This is a genomic window from Hydrogenobaculum sp. 3684 (assembly GCF_000213785.1).
Lineage (GTDB): Bacteria > Aquificota > Aquificia > Aquificales > Aquificaceae > Hydrogenobaculum.
This window is the reverse complement of the sequence record NC_015557.1, coordinates 784365-804790: the sequence shown is the minus strand read 5'-3', so window position 1 is coordinate 804790 and position 20426 is coordinate 784365. Positions and strand designations below refer to the sequence as shown.

Here is a 20426-nt window from a genome sequence, read left to right as displayed (position 1 = left end):
ATGGCTGGAATAGCTTTGTCTGGATTTTCAAATCTATTTAACAGTGGTAGTATTTTGGCCGCTGTTATGTCATCTAGTAGTTTACCGCTTTTATCACTTAGCCAACAAGCAGCTTACATGCAAAATCAAATGCAAGAGGTAAACTACATATACAATCAATCGATGTCCGTATTTTCCACTATGATGGGCTTTGTATTAAATCCTGTCACAGGCTCCATGACAGCTATAAGTTCAAGCTCTTATGTTTTAAACGCAATAGCTACGCCCAATACGGCTCCTGGTACATATAACATCACTGTTCAGCAACTGGCACAACCAGAAATATCGTTATTAGGAAGCTTTTCATCGGCAAACACACAACTTGGTCAAAGTGGTACTATAACCTTATTTTTTAGATCAGACACTTCATCTTCAGGTATCACTGACAACAATTTAAGCGCCACTACTCCAGGTGTTCAAGAATTTAACATTACGTACAACGGCACAAACACGTTACAAGACATAGTAAACGAAATAAACAATACCGCTGGTTCTGATATAACTGCCTCAATATTTTACAATGGCAATACATATAGTCTTATGCTTGCAGAAAAACAAGGGGCTTCTACTTTCACCACATCTCCTTCCACTACTCAGCATGTGATAGTGGCTCAGGATAGCTCAGGTATATTTACTCAAAACTATATACAAAATGCTCAAAACGCTGTTATAAATTTTGGTGGGGCTAGTGTTACATCAAATGTAAATCAGATTCAAAACGTAATAAGTGGAGTCACGTTAAACCTTTCTGGCACTGGGTCTGTAATTCTTAGCATATCTCAGGATACATCTCAAGTGGCAAACAACGTATCAAATCTTATAAATGAAATAAACAACATACTTACTCCTATAAACGTTTTAACGGAAAAACCTGGCACTTATCCATCTCAAAATTCCTTGACCTCCGCAAATCCCTTTATAGTTCCAGGCGATTTTATGGGCAATTTTATGCTAACAAACTTAAAAACCCAACTCCTTAGTGTAGTTCAACCACTAGAAAATTTAGGGGTTGTAAACTATAACTATCAAACAGGGCAATTGCAGTTTGATTCCAATAGCTTTCAAAATTTACTAAGCACTAGTTCTCAGACTGTCCTCAACTCCGTAACTGCTTTTGTAAGCAGTTTGAGCCAGGCTATAATGAATATCATCTCTCCAAACGGGGCTTTGATGACAGAAGAAAACAACATATCTTCAGATTATGCATATACAGAGAATCAGATATATCAAATGCAGCAATCTTTACTTTTGCAACAGCAACAACTTCAACTTCAATTCTCTCAGGTAGAGGCTATAATGGCAAGCTCTAGTGCTGAGATAACAAAACTTCAAACACTTTTAGGATAAAGGAGGTAAGTTATGTATCAAAATTTGAAGGACAGCTATGTAGAAAATATGCTTTTTAGCGCAAACCCTTTGCAACTTATTATTATAGCTTACGATAAAGCTATAGAGTTTATGGAGCTTGCTATAGAAGCTATAGATGCAGGTCTTGACAACATAGACAACCTAATAAAGAAATGTGAATACATTACCAAAGCTACCGAGGCTGTGGCTATACTTCACGATTCTTTGAACTTTGAAAAAGGTGGGCAAGTGGCTAAAGATTTATCAAACTTTTACAGAGTGATATTAGAAGGGCTTTTGATAGCAAATCAGAAAAACGATAAAGAGCTTCTTCAAAATATGATTATGATGTTATCTGGTGTGAAACAAGCTTGGGAAGAGTTAGAAAGGAGAGAATATGGATCAAAATCAGTCGCCACTGAAAAAGCTGCTCCTGCAGTGTGAGTTGTACGTTCAAACCGATGAATACGATAAAGCTAAAGCTTGTTTGGAAGAGTTGGCTAACTTAGATGTTTCCAAAGAGTCAAAAGAAGATATAGAGGAATCTTTGAGGATTTTAAACTATATAATAGAAATAGCTAACGAAAAGAGGCTTGGTTTAGCTCAAGCCATAGCAAATTTTAATAAGTTTAAAAACTATCTCTTTTGAAAGAGATTACAGCTCTTTTGACATTACGAAAGCGTTTTCTCCGTCTGAGTAAAAACTAGGACGCTCTCTTTCTATAGAAAATCCAAGCTTTTTGTACAATTTTATAGCTGGTAGGTTTGATTTTCTTACATCAAGTTCTACATAGTTTATATTTTCTTTTTTTAAAAGCTTGAAAACCTCTGTTAAGAAATTAAAAGCTATTCCTTTTGATCTATAATCTGGGTGTACTGCAAATGTCATCATAAAAGCTTCTTTATCATGACACCAAAATATTGCATAGGCTATTACTTTACCATCTTCCAATCCTACCCACTTTTTTGAATAATCTAAATTAAACTCTCTATAAAATCCCTGCTCGTTCCAAGCATCCGTGGTAAAAGATAGATTGTTTATCTCTATGACCTCATCTACATGTTCTTTTGTCATTTCTGTTATTATCATAGGTTATAATTTTAGCATGAAACGTTTTTACGATTTTTTTATACAAAAAGCCCAAGGCTATTATTCTGCAAATCCTAAAATAGGAAGAGGAGATTTTTTTACATCACCAGAACTTGATGAGGCTTTTGGAAAAAGTATAGCTTATTTTTTGAAAGACTACTTAGATACCTTTGATAAGCCTAAGATATTGGAACTTGGAGCTGGAAACGGTATTATGGCAAAAGATATATTGGATGTTTTAGACATTCCTTATATAATATATGAGACAAGCCAAAGATTAGCCAACATTCAAAAACAAATCCTCAAATGTAAAAATGTAATTTGGATAGATGATCTTGACATGTTAGAGCCTTTTGAGGGTATAGTGCTATCAAACGAATTCTTTGATGCTCTTGGTATAGCCCCCATAAAAGATAAAAAGGAGCTTTACATAGAACCACCAAAAGAAATATGGCAAGAGCCTCATGAGGATACAAAAATGCTTATTGATATTCTAAATTTAGATAACGCTTATTACGAATTGCCCATAGATAGTTTTTACATATATCAAAAAATATCAAAGCTTTTAAAAAAAGGATACATACTTAGCATAGACTACGGGTACAAAACATCGCCTTATAAAAACACGATAAGAGGTTATAAAAACTCGAAAATTGTCCAAAATATATACTCAGATGAGATATTTGACATTACGTACATGGTGGATTTTTCTATGTTAGAGAAAATAGGAGAGTATTTTGGTTTTAAAAACGTATTTTTAAAAAAGCAAAGGGAGTTCCTTATGGAAATCCCTTATTTTATGAAGACCATAGAAGAAGTATGCCAGGAGGAGGATGCATACTCCATCGAAAGGTGCTCAAGGCTTAAAAATCTTATACTTAGCATGGGAGAGAGTTTTTATGTGCTTTTACAAGAAAAGCCTTAAAATCTATAACCAAAAAAGCTAACTAACTGTTTTTATGATTAAAATAAAAACCCGCACGAAGCGGGCTGAAAAGGTATCTTAAATTAGTGTGAACCGCAACCGCCAGAACCGCAGCTACAACCGCCACCAAAGTTGTTTGGATTTTTAATGGTAAATCCACCGCCCATAAAATCTTGGACGTAATCAAGTTCTGCGCCGTTTATATAAGGTACAGAGAATTGGTCTATGATGACCTTTGTGCCATTTGATTCCAATACGATGTCTGTTTCTTCTACGCTATCATCAAATCCCATAGCGTATTGGAAACCAGAACATCCACCTGGTACAACCCTAATTCTAAGCATAGGGTTCTCAATGTTGTTCTCAGCTGCTATTTTAGCTATTTCCTGAGAAGCCAATTCTGACACTGTAAAAACTAAAGTAGTTGCTTCCATAAAAGCCTCCTTAAAATTGATAATTTTAATCTAAGTTTAAAATAGATTAGTTGCTATGATTTATGTCTTCTTATAAGTTCAAGTTCTATATCCTCAAAAGACATGTTGGAGTATTTTATACCCACCAAAATATGGTAAATTAAGTCTGCCAATTCATAAGCAATCTCTTTTTTATCTTGGTTTTTAAAAGCTATAACGCTCTCTATAGCTTCTTCGCCTACTTTTTGCACTATTCTATCAAGCCCTTCTTTTATAAGCTTAGAAGTGTATGAGTTTTCTACTGGATTTGATATTCTATCTTTTATAAGTCTTTCTAAAAATGGCAATATCTCAAAGGGCATTAAAGAAGGTTTTTCTTTATCAAAAGCCCTAAAAAAGCAATTTCTATTACCTGTATGACAGGCTATATCTTTTTGTTGTTTTATCATATATATAAGTGTGTCGTTGTCGCAGTCTATTCTTATTTCCAGTACCTCTTGTAGCTCTCCAGAGGTTTCACCTTTTTTCCATATGCTATTTCTTGAACGAGAAAAGTAATGTGCGTAGCCTGTCTCTATCGTTTTTTTTATGGCTTCTTTGTTTGCGTAAGCTAACATTCTTATCTCACCGCTAAAAGCATCTTGCGCTATTACTGGTATAAGACCTTTTTCGTCGAAAGCTATATTCTCTATATCTATATTCATAAATAAGATTATACACAATTTGTGCTTATTTAATATGCTAAGATATATAAATACCTATGATTAGCTATAACGATTTTGATAAAGAAAGAATTTTGAAAGAAGATGAGTTTGTACAGAAAAAGAAAGATACCGATGTAAGAAGCGATTTTGAGCGGGATAGAGCAAGAATTATACATTCTTCAGCTTTTAGAAGACTCCAAGGAAAAACTCAGATAATGAGCCCTGGCTACCTTGATTTTTATAGAACAAGGCTAACGCACAGTCTTGAAGTAGCCCAGATATCAAAAGGCATAGCAATAAAACATGGTATTGATAGCACTATTGTAGAGGCGATATCTTTGGCGCACGACATAGGACATCCACCGTTAGGCCATTCTGGAGAGCGTACCTTAAGAGATTTGATGAAAGATCATGGGCTTTTCGAATCAAACGCTCAAAACATAAGAATACTTACTTATCTTGAGATAAAAACCTTAAAAGACGACAAAAGTTATGGGTTAAATTTAACGAGAGCAGTTTTAGATGGTGTAATAAAGTATAAAGGCTTTTTATCAAAAGAAAATGAAAAAGGTTTATACAAAGAAAATAAAGCGGAGTTAGAATTTATAGACCCTTATTATCAGGATGCTGAAGTGCCCATAGAGACCCAAATTATGGATTGGGCAGATGATATAGCGTATTCGGTACACGATATAGAAGACGGAGTAAGGCTTTCTTTAATAAACTCCATAGTTATAGATAAAATAGGGCAAAAGATCCTAGAAGACGCAAAAAAGTCAAATATAGATAGAAATTTTGCAGAACAATCGTTGAAAAACTTTCAAGAAGAGCTTTATAAAATCCAAAAAGCTGGGGCTTTTGAGAGAAAAAAACTTTTAAAGTCTTTTACATCTTTTAGAATACATAAGTTTATAAACGCTACAAAGATAGAACAAAATGACAAAAGAAGACCTAACACTCAAAGATATGACTATAAGCTTAAAATAGATGAAGAGGCAAAGTGGGAAGTTGTTATATTGAAAAATATAAGTAAAGAGCTTTTTATAAACGATTATAGACTAGAACAGTTAAGGCATAAATTGAGTTTTGTTATTAAAGAGCTTTTTGGACTTTTATCCCAAAAAGATGCTAAGAAATATTATCCAGATGATTTTAAATATATGTGGGATATAAATAACTGCGATCATGATGAAAGAATGCGTTTCCGCCTTGCCTGTGATTATATAGCTGGAATGACCGATAATTTTGCGCTTAAGCTTTATAGGAGACTATTTAGTCCTACAAACGATGGATTATTTGATATCGCGTAAACATTATCTTTTGCTTTTTTTAGTAATAGCACTCTATTTTTTAAACCTTGGTACAAATCAGGTTTTTGCTCCTAACGAGTCTTTTTATGCAGATGCCGCTTTAAATATGCTGAAAACTGGCAACTATCTAATTCCCATTTACAACGACCATATAAGGCTTGCCAAACCACCCCTTTTATATTGGCTAATAGCCTTATCTTTTAAAATATTTGGGGTTTCTAGCTTTTCTTTGAGATTACCCTCCGCCCTTGCCGGGACTTTTTGTGTTCTATTTACTTACCTCTTCGGAGAAAATATAGCAAAAAACTTAGGCCTTTACGGTGCTATTGCCACAGGTATGGCTCTTGAATTTGTATCAAACGCCAGGTATGCTTCTCCAGAGGTGCTTTTTTGCTTTTTCATAAGTAGCTCTATATATTTTCTTTATTTTTATCTTAAAAGCCAAAAAATTTATTACCTTGTAGCATCTACAATATTGTCTTCTTTGGCGATGCTTACCAAAGGTCCTGTGGGAGTTTTGATAGTGGGTTTTGTGGGCTTTTGGTATATTGTATTTGAAAATCCTAATCTTTTAAAAGATTATAAGCTATACATGGCGTTTGTTATAGCTCTTTTTATAGGCGGGCTTTGGTATATAGAAGTCTTAAATTCACCTTACAAAGAGCTTTTTATACACAAATTTTATGTAGAAAACATAAAGAGAATAAACGGTTTAGAATCCGACCCTTGGTATTTTTACATAAAAGATACTATAGTGTCTTTTGCCCCTTTTTCTATTATACTTTATTTGTTTTTTCTTAACCTTAAAGGCTTAAAAACTATAAAACTTGCAAGTGTATGGTTTTTTTCGCTTTTTATAGTGTTTTCCTTGATAAAGATGAAGATTCCAACGTACCTCATACCAGCTTATCCAGCGATGGGTTTTATAGTGGGTATAAACGCACTGGCTAAAAAATACTTTAGATATATGTTTTGGATACTATTTTGTATTGGGCTTTTGATATACTATGCTTTGATTGTTTTTGTTTTACCATCCATAGAACCTTATAGACCATATAAAGAAATGGGATATGTTATAAGGCTTTATAAAAATAATAAACCGGTTTATTATGAAGGGTATTTCATCCATCAACTACCGTTTTATGCTGATACTACGATTAAAAAATTTGCCAAAAATTCGAAACCAGGTATTTTGATAACGGAAACCCCATGTAAAAAACCTTTATGGGAGGGTTATGTATATACAGATTCTGAGTCAAGATTTTTAGTGTTTTTAAAAGATATTTACAAATTTAAAAAAGGCGATATTAAAGATTCTAAGTTTAAAAAATTTTATATATGTAATTATAAAGGCCCCATTTTGTTGGGGCCTTGAAGATGTATTAATCAAAATCTGGTGGCATGTCAGTTGGGGTTGGTGTCTTTTCCTTCTTTTCAGGAAGTTCTGCTATAAGGGCTTCAGCGGTTAGCATTGTACCGGCTGCAGACGCTGCGTTTTGTAAAGCGGTTCTTACCACTTTGGTTGGGTCTATTATACCTGCTTTTACCATATCTTTGTACTCTCCTGTGGCAGCGTCAAAACCATAGTTCTTGTCTTGGTTTTCATACACTTTTTCAAGCACCAAAGAACCTTCGTAACCTGCGTTATAAGCTATTTGTTTGAGAGGATACTTGCAAGCGTTGTATATAATTTTTACTCCTAGCTCTCTGTCTTTGTTGGGGTTTGTATAGTTTTCTAATACTCTTGAAGCTTTTGCTAAAGCTGTACCACCACCAGCTACTATACCTTCTTCAGCAGCAGCTTTTGTGGCGTGTACCGCATCTTCTACTCTGGCCTTCTTTTCTTTTAGCTCAGATTCTGTAGCTGCTCCAACTCTTATAATGGCTACGCCACCAGAAAGCTTAGCAAGTCTTTCTTGAAGTTTTTCCCTATCGTAGTCTGAGGTGGTTTCTTTTATTTGTTTCTTTATTTGCTCTATACGTGCTTCTACTTTTTTCTTGTCGCCCTTTCCACCTACTATAGTGGTGTTTTCCTTATCCACTATCACTTTTTCGGCTTGTCCAAGCATATCAAGGGTTACAGATTCTAACTTTATACCAAGATCTTCAGTTATAGCTTGACCGCCGGTCAATATAGCTATATCTTCTAAGTAGTCTTTTCTTCTTTGGCCAAATCCAGGTGCTTTTACAGCTACAGCTCTTATTACACCTTTTAGCGTGTTTACTACTAAAGTAGCAAGAGCTTCAGCTTCTACGTCTTCAGCTATTATCACTAAAGGTCTACCAACTCTTACTACGTTTTCTAATACAGGTAAAAGTTCTTTTATATTGCTTATCTTCTTCTCAAATATTAGTATGTATGGGTTTTCTAATACAGCTTGCATCTTGTCTGCGTCGGTTATAAAGTATGGTGAGAGGTATCCTCTATCAAATTGCATACCTTGCACTGTTTCGAGTGTGGTTTCAGAGGATTTTGATTCTTCTACGGTTATTACACCATCTTTTCCTACTTTGTCCATAGCTTCGGCCAACAACTTTCCTATTACAGGGTCGTTGTTAGCGGATATTGTAGCTACTTGTTCTATTTCTTTATTGCTGGTAACAGGTATAGAGGCTTTTTTAACTTCTTCTATAACCATTGCTACAGCATCATCTATACCTCTTTTTAAATCCATTGGGTTTGCCCCAGAGGCTATAGCTTTTAAACCTTCTGTGAATATAGCTTGAGCTAAAACTGTAGCTGTAGTAGTACCATCACCTGCTACATCGGCGGTTTTGGAAGCTACTTCTTTTACAAGCTGGGCTCCTATGTTTTCAAATTGATCTTTTAACTCTATTTCTTTGGCTACCGTTACTCCGTCTTTTGTAACTACTGGTACACCCCATTTCTTTTCTATGATAACTTCTCTACCTTTAGGTCCAAGGGTGACTTTAACGGCATTAGCCAACTTATCAACACCTGCTTTTAATTTTGCCCTTGCTTCTTCTCCATAGATAACATGTTTTGCTGCCATACTTCACTTACCTCCTATAAGATTTTTTTAAATTATTCAATTATAGCCAATACTTCGTCTTCGGCCATTACAAGATATTTTTCGCCGTCCAACTCTACTTCTGTGCCGGCATATTTGTTGAAAAGAACTTTATCACCCACCTTTACAGCCAACGGTCTTATTTCACCGTTGTTTAGAACTTTTCCGCTACCCACTGCTATTACCTCACCTACTTGAGGCTTTTCTTTAGCCGTATCTGGTATTATGATACCAGACGGTGTTTTTTGTTCCTTTTCTTCCATGCGCTTTACAACAATCTTGTCGTAAATCGGTTTCAACTTCATGCTTAGTACCTCCTTCTAAGTTTTTCTATAAAAAATTATATTAACTTTTTTGTAATTTGTCAAGTGTTTTATAATACTTTCTGATAATATCTTACTCAACTTTAATTAGCATAAATATATTAAGTTATTGTAAGTTATTGTAAAAACTTAAAATTTTGATATAATAAAAATGTGAGAGTGTTTATACACGGTTGGGGTTTTGACAATAGTGTATTTAGTTGTATATCAAAAGAAGAAGATATTAACTTGGAATTGCCAGGGCATGGAAACGCTATAAATTCTCTTGAAGAAGCAGGCTCCTTTTATAGTAAGGTACTAAAGGATTATAAAAGCGTAGAGATTATAGGTTGGTCTATGGGTGCTTCTTTGGGAATTATGTTAACACAACGCTTGAAAAACGTAACAAGTCTTAGGCTTATAGGCTTTAGTCCTTATTTTAAAGAAGCCCACGATAAAATTACGATTTCGGCTTTTATAAGGACTATGAAGAAAGATTTTTACAAAGGTATAAAAGAATTTAGAAAGAACGCCTATCATTCTGAGTTTAACGGTGAGTATCCAATAAAAGATATAGCTTTAAGTATACTTGAAGAATATATAAACCTTGATTTGAGAGAAGCTGTAAAGAATCTTGATATTCCTATTAAGCTTATACAAGGAGAAAATGACATTGTGGTACCTATGCAAGAAGCTTATAAAACAAAGGAATTAAATGGGAAAATAGATATATTTTTGTATAAAGGTGGGCATTTTCCTAATATACAAGTACTAAAAGAGTTATAATATAAAGTATGAGGAAAAACAATAGAAAACTTGACGAATTAAGACCCATAAGGATTCAAAGAGACTTCAATATACATGCAGAGGGCTCTTGTTTGGTAGAGTTTGGTAATACAAGGGTGATATGTACAGCGTCTATAGCCGATAGCGTGCCACCTTTTTTAAAAGGCAAAAACCAAGGATGGATAACGGCAGAATATTCTATGTTGCCAAGGGCCACAGCCACAAGAAATATGAGAGAATCGGTGACTGGCAAAATAGGCGGAAGAACACACGAGATCCAAAGAATGATAGGAAGGGCTATGAGAGCTGTTATAGACCTTACAAAAATAGGTGAAAGAACCATATGGATAGATTGTGATGTTATACAAGCAGATGGCGGTACAAGAACCGCTTCAGTAGTGGGCGCTTTTATAGCTATGACTGATGCTATAATAAAGTTAAACGAACAGAAGCTTATAAACTCTGTGCCAATAAGAGATACAGTAGGAGCTGTATCTGTGGGAATAGTAAACAATCAACTGATGCTTGACCTTGATTTTGAAGAAGATTCAAATGCCGCTGTAGATATGACTATAGTAGCAACTGGGAGCGGTGAGATAGTGGAGATACATTCTTTGGGAGAAGAGGCTACTTACACGAGGAAGGAGTTTGAAGCTATGTTGGATCTTGGATTGGAAAGTCTGAAACAAATAGTAGAGCTTCAAAATGTTTTTTATGAAAAAATGCCCTCTATAAATCTTTGGAAGAGGAAAAGCGTTAAGGAGGCTAAGCTATGAAAACAGCTTTGTATTATGATGATATATATCTTCTTCATGATGAGCCAAAACATCCAGAAAATGCCACCAGATTGAAAGTAGCTTTAGAATATATTTATAAATCTGACATAAAAAATGTTTTATCTTTTGAAAAGCCTAGAAAAGCTACGGTGGAAGAGGTATCAAAGATACACGACACTTATTATATACAGGAGATATACGAATTTTGTAAAAAAGGTGGTGGATATTTAGATCCAGATACTTACGTTTATCAATATAGCTACGATGTGGCAATGATGGCAGCCGGTGCTATTTTAAAGGCTATAGAGGATATAAAAGACGCTAAGCAAGAAGCTGCTTTTTGCTTGGTAAGACCACCTGGTCATCACGCTGAATATGCTAAAGCGATGGGTTTTTGCATTTTTAACAACGTAGCTATAGGTGCAAGAAAAGCCCAAAACCTTGGATACAAGAAAGTTTATATAGCAGATTTTGATGTGCATCATCCAAATGGTACACAGCATATTTTTTATGAGGACGGTTCTGTGTTTTTGTTTTCTACCCATTGCTATCCTTTTTATCCAGGTACCGGCGCAGCAGATGAAAAAGGCTTTGGAGAAGGTCTTGGCACCACGTTAAATGTACCGCTAAGGGCTGGCACTGGCGATGAAACTTATATAGAGGTATACCAGACAAAATTTTCAGAAAGTTTTAGAGCTTTTAAACCAGATATACTACTAATAAGTGCCGGGTACGATTTACACGAAGATGACCCGCTTGGTCCTATGAGGGTTACTTCGCAAGGTATAAAAGAGATTACCAATATACTTATAAATGCAGCAAAGGAACTTAATGTACCAGTTGTAGCAACGTTGGAAGGAGGATACAACTACAATGCTACCGCTCAAGGAATATTAGATACGTTATTCAACATGGTAAATGCATAAAAGCGTTCTTTTAAAAGAAGTTACAGATTTTCTTTCAAATCCTTGTCCAAAGATACATATAGATGCTACTTTAGGTCTTGGTGGTCATGCAAAAGCGCTTTTAGAAGTTTGTAAGGATACGTTTTTAATAGGCATAGACAAGGACGAAAACGCCATTGAAATAGCCAAAGAGAAGCTAAAAGGTTTTAATGCGGTATTTTATCATGGTTCTTTTAAAGATTTTGATATTGTGCTAAAAGAAGAGGGCTTATTGTATTTTGACTCTATCCTTTTTGATTTTGGTGTATCGTCTTTACAGCTTGACGAGGAGGAGGGTTTTTCATTTCAAAGGGAAGATTTTCTTGATATGAGAATGGATAAAAGGCAACAAAAAACAGCTTATATTGTAATAAATACCTATAAAGAAAAAGAGTTGGCTGATATGTTTTATAAGTACGGTGAAGAAAGGCTGTCAAAAAAAATAGCAAGATCTATAGTAGAGAAAAGAAAGAAAAAACCTATAGAGACCACAAAAGAGCTGGCAGATATAGTATCATCTTGTTATCCATACAAATATAGCAAAATCAATCCCGCCACAAAAGTGTTTCAAGCTCTTAGGATAGAGGTAAACAACGAATTAGAGGATATAAAGATAGCTCTGTCAAAACTTTTAGATTTTGCAAAAGAGGGCTCTAAATTTGCTTTTATATCATTCCATTCTTTGGAAGATAGGCTTGTGAAAGAATTTATAAAAAACAACGCCGATAGACTTAAAATTTGCTCTAAAAAGCCGATAACACCTTCTTATGAGGAGTTACTTTGCAACAAAAGAGCTAGATCAGCAAAGTTACGTTGCGCAAAGTTATGCTATAATGAAAAGAAGGATGAAGCTTTTGATAGTTAGTTTTTTGCTTTTGATATTAAATATACTTTATTCTAGTTATGTAAAATACGAGCATTACAAACAGGCTAAGATGGTAGTGAAGATAAAAGATTTAAAAGCTGAAAACCTACAACTAGAAGCCTACATAACAAACAAAATCAATTATTATTCTGTTAAAGACTTTGCTGAAGGTAAAAATTACCAACCGGTTTCATGGAACGATATAACATTTCTTAACCCATGAAAGCTCAAGGTCTGACGGTAAAATCTGAGAAGAAGTTAAAACTTGTAATATTTTTAATATTTGCATTGTACTTTTTGGTATTGGCAAGAGCTTTTTATATACAGGTTATAGCTGGTGAAAACTACGTTAAAAAAGTTTTAGCAGATTTTCCAAAAGGACGTATTATAAAGATAACTTCTTATAGAGGCTCTATATTGGATAAAAACGGTCAACCTTTAGCTATAAGCTTGCCTACTATTTCTATATATGCGTTTCCAAAGTTAATACAAAACAAACAAGAACTAGCAGACAAACTTTCAAAAATATTAGGATTGCCGCAATTTCAAATATTAAATACCTTAAACTCTAAAGAAAGATTTGTATGGATAGCAAGACATGTTTCACAATCTGACAAAGGGCTAGTAGAACAAGCAATACTTGATACAAACAACTCTAAAGGCGTGGGAGTGCAGAGCGATTTTAAGAGGTTTTATCCAAATCACAACGTAGCTTCCAACCTAATAGGCTTTGTAGGATGGGACGGAAAAGGTCTTGATGGGATGGAGTACGCTTTAAACAAATATTTAGGCGGTAAACCAATAGAGGTGATGACGATATTTGCTCCAAAAGAAGGTAAGATGGTTTTAAAACCATTGTCCATTCAAGATACCGGTACCCAAAGCGATGTATATCTAACTATAGATATGGGTGTTCAATCTATAGTGGAGGATATAAAAAATCAGATAGTTAAAGAGTTTAATCCAAGGCGGGTGGCTATAGTAGTAGAAGATGTGAGGAATGGAAACATACTTGGTATGGCTACATATCCAGACTTTGATCCAAATGATTATTACAACTATCCACAAAGAGATTGGCGAAATTCTGCGGTTACAGATGTTTTTGAGCCCGGTTCTGTTATGAAGCCCTTTTTCTTAGGATATGCCATGGCAAAAGGTTATATCCACAGGGGGGAAACTTGCAATGCCAACGGTGGTAGAGGGGATTTTTACGGCCACATAGTAACAGACGTAGAACACAACGGTATACTTACGATGTCTCAAATTCTTGTTGTATCAAGCAACGTATGTGCTATGAAAGTGGCCTCTCATCTTACTAGAGAAGACGCTGAAAACGTAGTAAATCTATTTCACCTGGTAAAACCTTACAATATAATACCTGGTGAGCAAGCTGGTATATTGCCAAACTTTTATTATCCTATAAACCGTATGTTTGCCACTATAGGACAAAGTATTGCGGTAAACGCTTTGAATTTGGCAAATGGCTATGCAGCATTGGCAACTGACAATCTTCTAAAGCCACATATAATAAGAAAGATTGTGAACCCATTAGGGCAAGTAATATACCATGAGCATGTGGACGTGATCCATAAAAATATATATCCGCAGAGCACCATAGACTGGCTTCACTACGCTTTAGAGCAAGTTGTAGAAAAAGGTACTGGCACTGCTGCAAAATCAAACCATTTTACAATAGCTGGTAAAACGGGAACTTCTCAAATATTTAACTTCAAAACTGGTCATTACTCTTGGAGAAAAGTGGTAGCGGTTTTTGCAGGTTTTTTCCCAGTATCAAACCCAAGGTTTTCTGCTGTCATTGTTGCATATGACCCACATCCTAAAAATGGAGCTCTCGCTTGGGGCGGTAGTGTGTCTGCACCTTATTTTAAAGAATTAGTCGATAGAATAAGCTTTTATTACGCCATAAAACCTGATAAGGCAGAACAAAGCAAATGAATTTTATAAACGTTATCTTTGAAGATGTTGTTTGTTATGATGATTACTTTGAAAGACTTCAAAAATATCTATTTGAAAAAGGTTATATAATTTCTTCAGAAGCCAAAAACTATATAATTATAAACAAGGAAAACTACAATCCGTTAGATTGGGATAAATTGTTAAATTTGGAAGTAAGACAAAAACCGCTGGTACTTAGATTGTTTTACTTGGATAAATATTTAGAGCAGTTAAAGGATTGTTATATAAGACAAACGCCATTTGGATTTGATATTTTTACAGAAGAAAGCGAAGTATTTAGGCTTTTAAAAGAAAAATACAAAGATTATATATATACAGATATTTACGAAAGCATAGAGGAAACGGTTATAAAGACTTTGAAAGACAAATCAAAAACTCTTGTTTGTGCTGAAAGTTGCACCGCCGGTATGATAAGTTCAAGCCTTGTGAACGTGGCTGGTTCATCTTCGGTATTCTTAGGAGGCTTTGTAGTTTATTCTAACGATTTTAAAGTAAATTTTTTAAACGTAAACAAAAATCTTATAGAAAAATACGGGGCAGTTTCAGAAGAAGTGGTAAGGGCGATGGCCCTTGGAGCTCTTGAGTACTCTGATGCTGATATATCGATTGCAGTTAGTGGTATAGCTGGTCCTGGGGGTAGCGAGTTTAAACCTCAAGGCCTTACCTATATGGCTATAGGCACAGATGAAGATATACTTGTATACAACTACACGTTTAAATCTGATCGCAATACCAATAGAAGACAAACAACGGCTTTTATATTGTTTAAACTTTTAAAGGATGTTTTGAACTACACCGTCTAAACTTTGGAAGCCAGCCTTTGTGATAAGCACTTCAACCTCTTTTCCTAATAGATCTTGTGAAGATGTGATGTTGCACCATACGTTTGTGGTAGTCCTTCCTATGTATGTGTTTTCTTTTTTGTCCTCTACAAGCACTTTTTGAATAGTATTTTCATATCTTCTCATAAGCTTTGAGGTTATTGCTTTTTGAATTTCTAAGAGTCTTTTCATCCTGTCTGTTTTTATTTCATCTGTTAGATCATCTTCCATATAGTATGCAGGTGTATTTGGGCGTTTTGAATATTTAAAAGAAAACACTTGCTCAAACTCGACAGTTTGCACTACATCTAAAGTATGCTGGAAGTCCTCTTCTGTTTCTGTGGGAAAACCTATGATGACATCTGTAGAGAAAGTTATATCTTTTATTTTAGCTTTTAGTTTTTCTATCCTATTTAGATAGTAAGCCTTTGTATAGTTTCTTTTCATAAGCTCTAATATCCTATCTGAGCCTGCTTGGAACGGAAGGTGTAAATGGTTTACCATATTTGGAAGGCTTGCCATTGTCTCTATAATATCGTCTGTCATATCTATAGGATGACCTGTGGTAAATCTTATTCTTTTTACGCCTTCTATTTTTGATATGTTTTCTAAAAGCTTATAAAAAGGGTAACCGATATCTTTGCCGTAAGCGGTAACATTTTGACCTATTAGGTGTATTTCCATAACACCGCTATCTACAAGGGATTTTACCTCATCTAAAATACTTTGAGGGTTCCTGCTTCTTTCTTTACCCCTTGTAAAAGGTACCACGCAGTAAGTGCATTCTTTGTCGCAGCCTCTCATTATAGTAACATAAGCACAGTAGCTGTTATCTCTTACGGTAGGATAAGAATCTAGTATGTTTTCTAAAGGGTCTTCTTCTTCCAATATTTCTATTGCTCTGTTGCCAAGCTTCACATCTTCCAAAAGTTTGGGTATATGGTGTATGTTTTTAGTGCCAAATACCAAATCTATAAAAGGCATTTTTGAAGCTATTTCATATCCTGCTCTTTGGGCCATACATCCACAGACACCTATTTTTACATTTGGATTTTTAGATTTTAACTTTTTAATCTCTCCAAGATGAGACCAAACTTTTTGATCTGGTTTTTCCCTTATGGTGCATGTGTTTAATATAACCAAATCGGCATCTTCTTCTTTTGTAGCAGGTTCATACCCTTGTGTTTGTAAAATACCTTTTATTTTCTCAGAATCGTTTATATTCATCTGACAGCCGTAAGTTTTTATAAAGTATTTCATAGTCCAATAATTATAAGCTTAAAATCTATTTATTAAAATGAAATAAATCAATGATTGGCACATCTATCTATAGCCACTTCACCGCTATATCCTACCCTTAAAAGGTTGATATTGCCCTTTGTAATTTTGATTTTGACCGGTATTCTTTGAGCTACCTTTGTAAACTCTCCTGCTGTGATGTCTCTTGGTATGAGTGCGAATTTAGCAGCGGATGCTCTTAAAATCTCAGATACTACACCTTCGTAATGTTCGTTTGGTAAGGCATCTATGTGTATGTGTACCAAACATCCTTTCTTTATACCGTGTAGCTTTGTCTCGTCTATTATATCGAGCACATATACAGATTTTGGATCATATACAGCATATATTGGTTGGCCTGGTCTTACTATATCGCCCACACTTACAAACTTTTTTACTATATACCCCGATATAGGACTGGTAAGTTCCGTTTCGGCTATCATATCAGACACATTTTGAAGTTTTGCTTCTAGGGATTTTATCTGGTTTTCTGTGGCTTTTATTTTTTGGGTTAGTTCTTTGGCTTCTTTTTGGTTGTTTTGGGCAATAGCTACCCCTAGGTTTTGGGCTTTTGATAAAGAAGCCATGGCGTTAGCTTGATTTAACAATGCGTTTTTTTCGTTTAGAAGGTTTTTAAGCTCTGTCTCTTTTTCTTCAAAAGCATGTCTTGATATAACGCCGTCTTTATAAAGTTTGTGAAATCTATGATAGTCTTTATTCACTAAAGATATCTTTGCATCTAAAGCTTTTACTTTGTTCATAATAGATTGCATATTTTGAGTAGCTTCCATAGTTCTATACAGATTAGCTTGAGCCTCCAGTCCTGTACCTACTAAAAGCCTATCCCTTTGGATTTTATAAAGGTTTATTTCGCTCTCAAGCTCTTTAATCTGATACTTTAAAGCTTTATACTCTAATTTATAATCTGTATCGTCAATTTTCGCCAAAGGTTCGCCTTTTAGGACTTTGTCTCCCTCTTTTTTGAATAGTTTTATAATTCTTCCACTATCTCTTCTGTAAGCTACATCTGTAAAGGTGTTTGCTTCCACAAACACTGCATCGGAAACCGCATGTGTGATCCTGTAGTATATCCATTTAAAGGCAACTACTGAGAATATAACAATAAGTATTACCAATACGGCTATACCAATCTTTTTATTTCTGTCCATAAGCTACCACCTCTATGAGTTTGTATACTGATAAAGCGTAAAAATATCTACTATTTACCACATCTGTTCTTGCCTTTGTAAGATAATCTTCAGCGTCTATAACATCTGTGTTTGTGCCAAGCCCCGCTTTGTATTTTTCAGAAGCTATTTTGTAGTGCTCTTTTGCATCTTTTAATTCAGAATTTGCTAGTGCTATGTCTTTTTCTGCAGTTTTAAGTTCCTCATAAGAAGATGTAACTTGCAGCTTTACATCGTTCTCCAATTTTTTATAGTTTGTTAAAGCTTGTTTATAAGCTAAAAACGCTTGATGTACTTCATGAAATCTTTTTAAGCCACCAAACATTCTCCAATAAACTCCGGCACTCACTAAGTCTTGATAATAAGGTAATCCAGGTATCTCATCAGAATATCCATACCTTGCTTCAACGTAGGCTTTTGGAAGATATGTAGATTTCACTAAAGCTTGGTAGTCTTTGGCTTTTTTTATAAGTGTTTTACCGTATTTTAGTATGACTCTATTTTTTAAAGCTATGTCGATAAGTTGGTTTAAATTGTATTTGCCAAGCGGGTTTGATATGTAATTTATTTCCTTCAAACGATGCACTGGCCTTCCTACAAGGTTTGAGAGTTTCTGGATATATACTTTGTATTCTCCCTCGTCTTTTGCTAATTTTTCTTTTGCTTGATTTAGTTTTACCTTTGTTTGCAATATATCTTTAAAAGCTACAAGACCCTGTTTGTACATTTGCTCTACGTTGTAAAGATGCCTTTCGTAATCCTTTATTTCCTTTTTGTCCACTTCTATGAGCTTTTTCTTTATAAGTGCATTTACATATGTATCTATGACTTCTATCTTCACATCAGTTTTAACTGCCGTAAGCATATACTTTTGAGCGTTTAGATCGTCTTTTGATATTTTATATTTGTAAAAGCTAGGCATATCAAACAAAACTTGTTTTAATCCAAAATTCCATTGACTAAAATGTCCCTTTTGGAATACAAAGCTAGTGGGACCTTCTGGTATAGCTAGTTTGTTTCCTACATTTGCATTGGCGTTAAAATCTAAGCTCGGCAAAAAGTTTCCAAAGGCCTCTTTTTTCTTTTCGGAAGCTATTTTTGTGTTTAGCTTTTGGTATAAGACATCTGTGTTGTATTTTAAAGCGGAATCTATAGCTTCTTTAAGGCTTATACCAAAAGAAATCTGTGCTAAAGCCAAGATACCAAAAACAAATTTTCTCATAATATCCCAAGATTTTTAAGAGCGTCTTGCCATATTGGTTTTGGATCTTGTCCTGTGAATATGTATATTTCAAGAAGATGTTTTGAAAGTCCTATAAGCATGTGGGCTTTGTAATCTCCTTCTATACCGCATAGATTAAGAATTTTTTTCATCTTATCTAAAGAGATAAACCTACCTTCTTTGTAAAACTGCTTAAACCTATCGTCGGTGCACATTCCTTCAAACAAAAGCACTCCAAATAGCTTACTTTTCTGAATCATTTTGGAAAAACCTTCTATAAAAAACATTTTCTTTGCCTCTTCTATCTTACCTTCGCTGGCAAGCTTTATTGCTTCATCGGCATTTTCTAAAAGCTCTTTTCTAGACATCGTCAATATGCTTATAAAAAAGTCCTCTTTGGATTTAAAGTATACGTAAAAAGTGCCGTGAGCTACGTTAGCCTTTTCAGTGATGTCGGATATTTTTGTTTTTGTAAAACCCTTATCATAAAAAAGCTTTATGCCAGCTTCCACTATGGCCTGCTTTGTCTCTAAGGCTTTTCTTTTTTTTCTGTTTTTGCCTTTGCTGTTTAGCTCTTCTTCTTTCAATTTACTTACTGACTCGTCAACCATATTTTAATTATAACAAACCGTTCATGAATTTGTCAAGAGTTGATTTGTCATAATTTTCCATATATCTGGCTACATATTTACCTATTATATCTGTTTCAATGTTTACATAGTCTCCGGTTTTCTTAGCGTATAGATTCGTATTTTCCCAAGTGTGAGGTATTATGTTTATCCTTATAAAATCTTCAAAAACATAGTTGATTGTAAGGCTTATGCCGTCTACAGCTATTGATCCTTTTGGAACCACCATCAATTTATAAGAAGATGGTATATATATATCTAACTCTCTATGCTCTCCTAAATTTTTTATGCTTTTAATATTTGAGACAAAATCAACGTGTCCAAGGACAATATGACCGTCTAACCTCGAAACGCCAGCTATCATAGACCTTTCGAGATTAACTGGATCGTTGGGTTTTAGATATTTAAGATTTGTCCTAATCATAGTTTCTGGTGATACGTCAAAGCAAAAACCGTTATCTAGCTTCTTTATAACAGTAAGGCAAGCACCGTTTACAGATACGCTATCTCCTATTTTTACTTCCAAAGAGGATTTTACACAGATTCTTGTGTTTTCGGCTTTTGATATTGAAACTATAAAACCTATTTCTTCTATAAGCCCAGTAAACATCAAATTTCTCCTATAGGCTTTCCATAGTAAAAGCCTTGAACAAAATCGGGCTGTAACTTATCTATAAACTTGACGTCTTCTTCTGTTTCAACGCCTTCTATAAGTATTTTGTAGCCTGAACTTTTAAGCCCTTCAACTACCCAAGATATCATGTCTTTACCCTCTCTTA

The 20426-nt window shown here is 34.7% G+C and carries 24 protein-coding genes; 13 read left to right on the top strand and 11 right to left on the bottom strand.

What is annotated here, in order from left to right; all coding sequences use genetic code 11:
• Genes fliD through HYD3684_RS04330 form a run of 3 tightly spaced genes read left to right on the top strand, consistent with a single transcriptional unit; the run spans position 1 to position 2035 of the window.
• Positions 1-1386 carry a flagellar filament capping protein FliD gene (fliD, locus tag HYD3684_RS04340; RefSeq protein WP_015419464.1) on the top strand — a complete coding sequence of 462 codons (1386 nt, stop codon included), beginning with the start codon at positions 1-3 and terminating at the stop codon, positions 1384-1386.
• Positions 1387-1398: 12 nt separating this feature from the next.
• Positions 1399-1830: a flagellar export chaperone FliS gene (locus HYD3684_RS04335; RefSeq protein WP_015419463.1), complete on the top strand. Its 432-nt coding sequence runs from the start codon at positions 1399-1401 to the stop codon at positions 1828-1830.
• Positions 1784-2035: a hypothetical protein gene (locus HYD3684_RS04330; protein WP_015419462.1), complete on the top strand. Its 252-nt coding sequence runs from the start codon at positions 1784-1786 to the stop codon at positions 2033-2035. The genes HYD3684_RS04335 and HYD3684_RS04330 overlap by 47 nt, the downstream gene beginning before the upstream one ends.
• Before the next feature lie 6 nt (positions 2036-2041).
• Here the strand turns inward: HYD3684_RS04330 and rimI are convergent, their stop codons facing one another.
• On the bottom strand, positions 2042-2476 hold the full coding sequence (rimI, locus tag HYD3684_RS04325; protein ID WP_015419461.1) for a ribosomal protein S18-alanine N-acetyltransferase: 435 nt from the start codon (positions 2474-2476) through the stop codon (positions 2042-2044).
• 16 nt (positions 2477-2492) lie between these two features.
• Between rimI and HYD3684_RS04320 the strand changes: the two genes are divergently transcribed.
• On the top strand, positions 2493-3401 hold the full coding sequence (locus HYD3684_RS04320; RefSeq protein ID WP_015419460.1) for an SAM-dependent methyltransferase: 909 nt from the start codon (positions 2493-2495) through the stop codon (positions 3399-3401).
• A gap of 83 nt (positions 3402-3484) precedes the next feature.
• Here the strand turns inward: HYD3684_RS04320 and HYD3684_RS04315 are convergent, their stop codons facing one another.
• Both HYD3684_RS04315 and hisIE read right to left on the bottom strand, forming a co-directional pair.
• Positions 3485-3835, bottom strand: a complete 351-nt coding sequence (locus HYD3684_RS04315) for an iron-sulfur cluster assembly accessory protein (protein WP_015419459.1) — start codon at positions 3833-3835, stop codon at positions 3485-3487.
• A gap of 53 nt (positions 3836-3888) precedes the next feature.
• Positions 3889-4518, bottom strand: coding sequence for a bifunctional phosphoribosyl-AMP cyclohydrolase/phosphoribosyl-ATP diphosphatase HisIE (gene hisIE / locus HYD3684_RS04310; protein ID WP_015419458.1), 630 nt, complete (start codon positions 4516-4518; stop codon positions 3889-3891).
• 56 nt (positions 4519-4574) lie between these two features.
• Between hisIE and dgt the strand changes: the two genes are divergently transcribed.
• Both dgt and HYD3684_RS04300 read left to right on the top strand, forming a co-directional pair.
• Positions 4575-5828, top strand: coding sequence for a dGTP triphosphohydrolase (gene dgt / locus HYD3684_RS04305; protein ID WP_015419457.1), 1254 nt, complete (start codon positions 4575-4577; stop codon positions 5826-5828).
• On the top strand, positions 5806-7203 hold the full coding sequence (locus tag HYD3684_RS04300) for a glycosyltransferase family 39 protein (protein ID WP_015419456.1): 1398 nt from the start codon (positions 5806-5808) through the stop codon (positions 7201-7203). Before dgt ends, HYD3684_RS04300 begins: the two co-directional genes overlap by 23 nt.
• Positions 7204-7210: 7 nt before the next feature.
• Here HYD3684_RS04300 and groL read toward each other — a convergent pair whose 3' ends face one another.
• Both groL and groES read right to left on the bottom strand, forming a co-directional pair.
• The gene (groL, locus tag HYD3684_RS04295) at positions 7211-8842 is read right to left on the bottom strand and encodes a chaperonin GroEL (protein WP_015419455.1); all 1632 of its coding nucleotides are present in this window, start codon (positions 8840-8842) and stop codon (positions 7211-7213) included.
• Positions 8843-8874: 32 nt separating this feature from the next.
• Complete coding sequence (gene groES / locus HYD3684_RS04290; RefSeq protein ID WP_015419454.1) at positions 8875-9165, bottom strand: co-chaperone GroES; 291 nt, start codon at positions 9163-9165, stop codon at positions 8875-8877.
• A gap of 171 nt (positions 9166-9336) precedes the next feature.
• Here groES and HYD3684_RS04285 point away from each other — a divergent pair, with 171 nt between their 5' ends.
• The 7 genes from HYD3684_RS04285 to HYD3684_RS04255 are packed head-to-tail and all read left to right on the top strand — an operon-like array spanning position 9337 to position 15313.
• The gene (locus HYD3684_RS04285; RefSeq protein WP_015419453.1) at positions 9337-9948 is read left to right on the top strand and encodes an alpha/beta hydrolase; all 612 of its coding nucleotides are present in this window, start codon (positions 9337-9339) and stop codon (positions 9946-9948) included.
• 8 nt (positions 9949-9956) lie between these two features.
• Positions 9957-10724, top strand: coding sequence for a ribonuclease PH (gene rph, locus HYD3684_RS04280; RefSeq protein WP_015419452.1), 768 nt, complete (start codon positions 9957-9959; stop codon positions 10722-10724).
• Positions 10721-11650, top strand: a complete 930-nt coding sequence (locus HYD3684_RS04275) for a histone deacetylase (protein ID WP_015419451.1) — start codon at positions 10721-10723, stop codon at positions 11648-11650. The genes rph and HYD3684_RS04275 overlap by 4 nt, the downstream gene beginning before the upstream one ends.
• On the top strand, positions 11643-12533 hold the full coding sequence (gene rsmH, locus HYD3684_RS04270; RefSeq protein WP_015419450.1) for a 16S rRNA (cytosine(1402)-N(4))-methyltransferase RsmH: 891 nt from the start codon (positions 11643-11645) through the stop codon (positions 12531-12533). Before HYD3684_RS04275 ends, rsmH begins: the two co-directional genes overlap by 8 nt.
• Positions 12514-12756, top strand: a complete 243-nt coding sequence (locus HYD3684_RS04265) for a hypothetical protein (protein ID WP_237698573.1) — start codon at positions 12514-12516, stop codon at positions 12754-12756. Before rsmH ends, HYD3684_RS04265 begins: the two co-directional genes overlap by 20 nt.
• Positions 12753-14489 (top strand): penicillin-binding protein 2, encoded by a 1737-nt coding sequence (locus tag HYD3684_RS04260; RefSeq protein WP_015419448.1) that lies wholly within the window; start codon positions 12753-12755, stop codon positions 14487-14489. Before HYD3684_RS04265 ends, HYD3684_RS04260 begins: the two co-directional genes overlap by 4 nt.
• A complete protein-coding gene (locus HYD3684_RS04255; RefSeq protein ID WP_015419447.1) occupies positions 14486-15313 on the top strand; it encodes a CinA family protein in 828 nt (275 codons plus the stop codon). The genes HYD3684_RS04260 and HYD3684_RS04255 overlap by 4 nt, the downstream gene beginning before the upstream one ends.
• Here the strand turns inward: HYD3684_RS04255 and miaB are convergent.
• From miaB to HYD3684_RS08270, 6 genes are read right to left on the bottom strand one after another with little or no spacing between them, the layout of a single operon-like run.
• Entirely contained in the window at positions 15284-16591 is a 1308-nt protein-coding gene (gene miaB, locus HYD3684_RS04250) for a tRNA (N6-isopentenyl adenosine(37)-C2)-methylthiotransferase MiaB (RefSeq protein WP_015419446.1), read from the bottom strand. The genes HYD3684_RS04255 and miaB overlap by 30 nt on opposite strands.
• 47 nt (positions 16592-16638) lie before the next feature.
• A complete protein-coding gene (locus HYD3684_RS04245) occupies positions 16639-17778 on the bottom strand; it encodes an HlyD family secretion protein (RefSeq protein WP_015419445.1) in 1140 nt (379 codons plus the stop codon).
• Positions 17765-19018: a TolC family protein gene (locus tag HYD3684_RS04240; protein ID WP_015419444.1), complete on the bottom strand. Its 1254-nt coding sequence runs from the start codon at positions 19016-19018 to the stop codon at positions 17765-17767. The genes HYD3684_RS04245 and HYD3684_RS04240 overlap by 14 nt, the downstream gene beginning before the upstream one ends.
• A complete protein-coding gene (locus tag HYD3684_RS04235) occupies positions 19015-19629 on the bottom strand; it encodes a TetR/AcrR family transcriptional regulator (protein WP_015419443.1) in 615 nt (204 codons plus the stop codon). The genes HYD3684_RS04240 and HYD3684_RS04235 overlap by 4 nt, the downstream gene beginning before the upstream one ends.
• Positions 19630-19636: 7 nt before the next feature.
• On the bottom strand, positions 19637-20257 hold the full coding sequence (locus HYD3684_RS04230) for a riboflavin synthase (protein WP_015419442.1): 621 nt from the start codon (positions 20255-20257) through the stop codon (positions 19637-19639).
• Positions 20257-20409, bottom strand: a complete 153-nt coding sequence (locus HYD3684_RS08270; protein ID WP_083807482.1) for an EAL domain-containing protein — start codon at positions 20407-20409, stop codon at positions 20257-20259. Before HYD3684_RS08270 ends, HYD3684_RS04230 begins: the two co-directional genes overlap by 1 nt.
• Positions 20410-20426 lie beyond the last annotated feature (17 nt).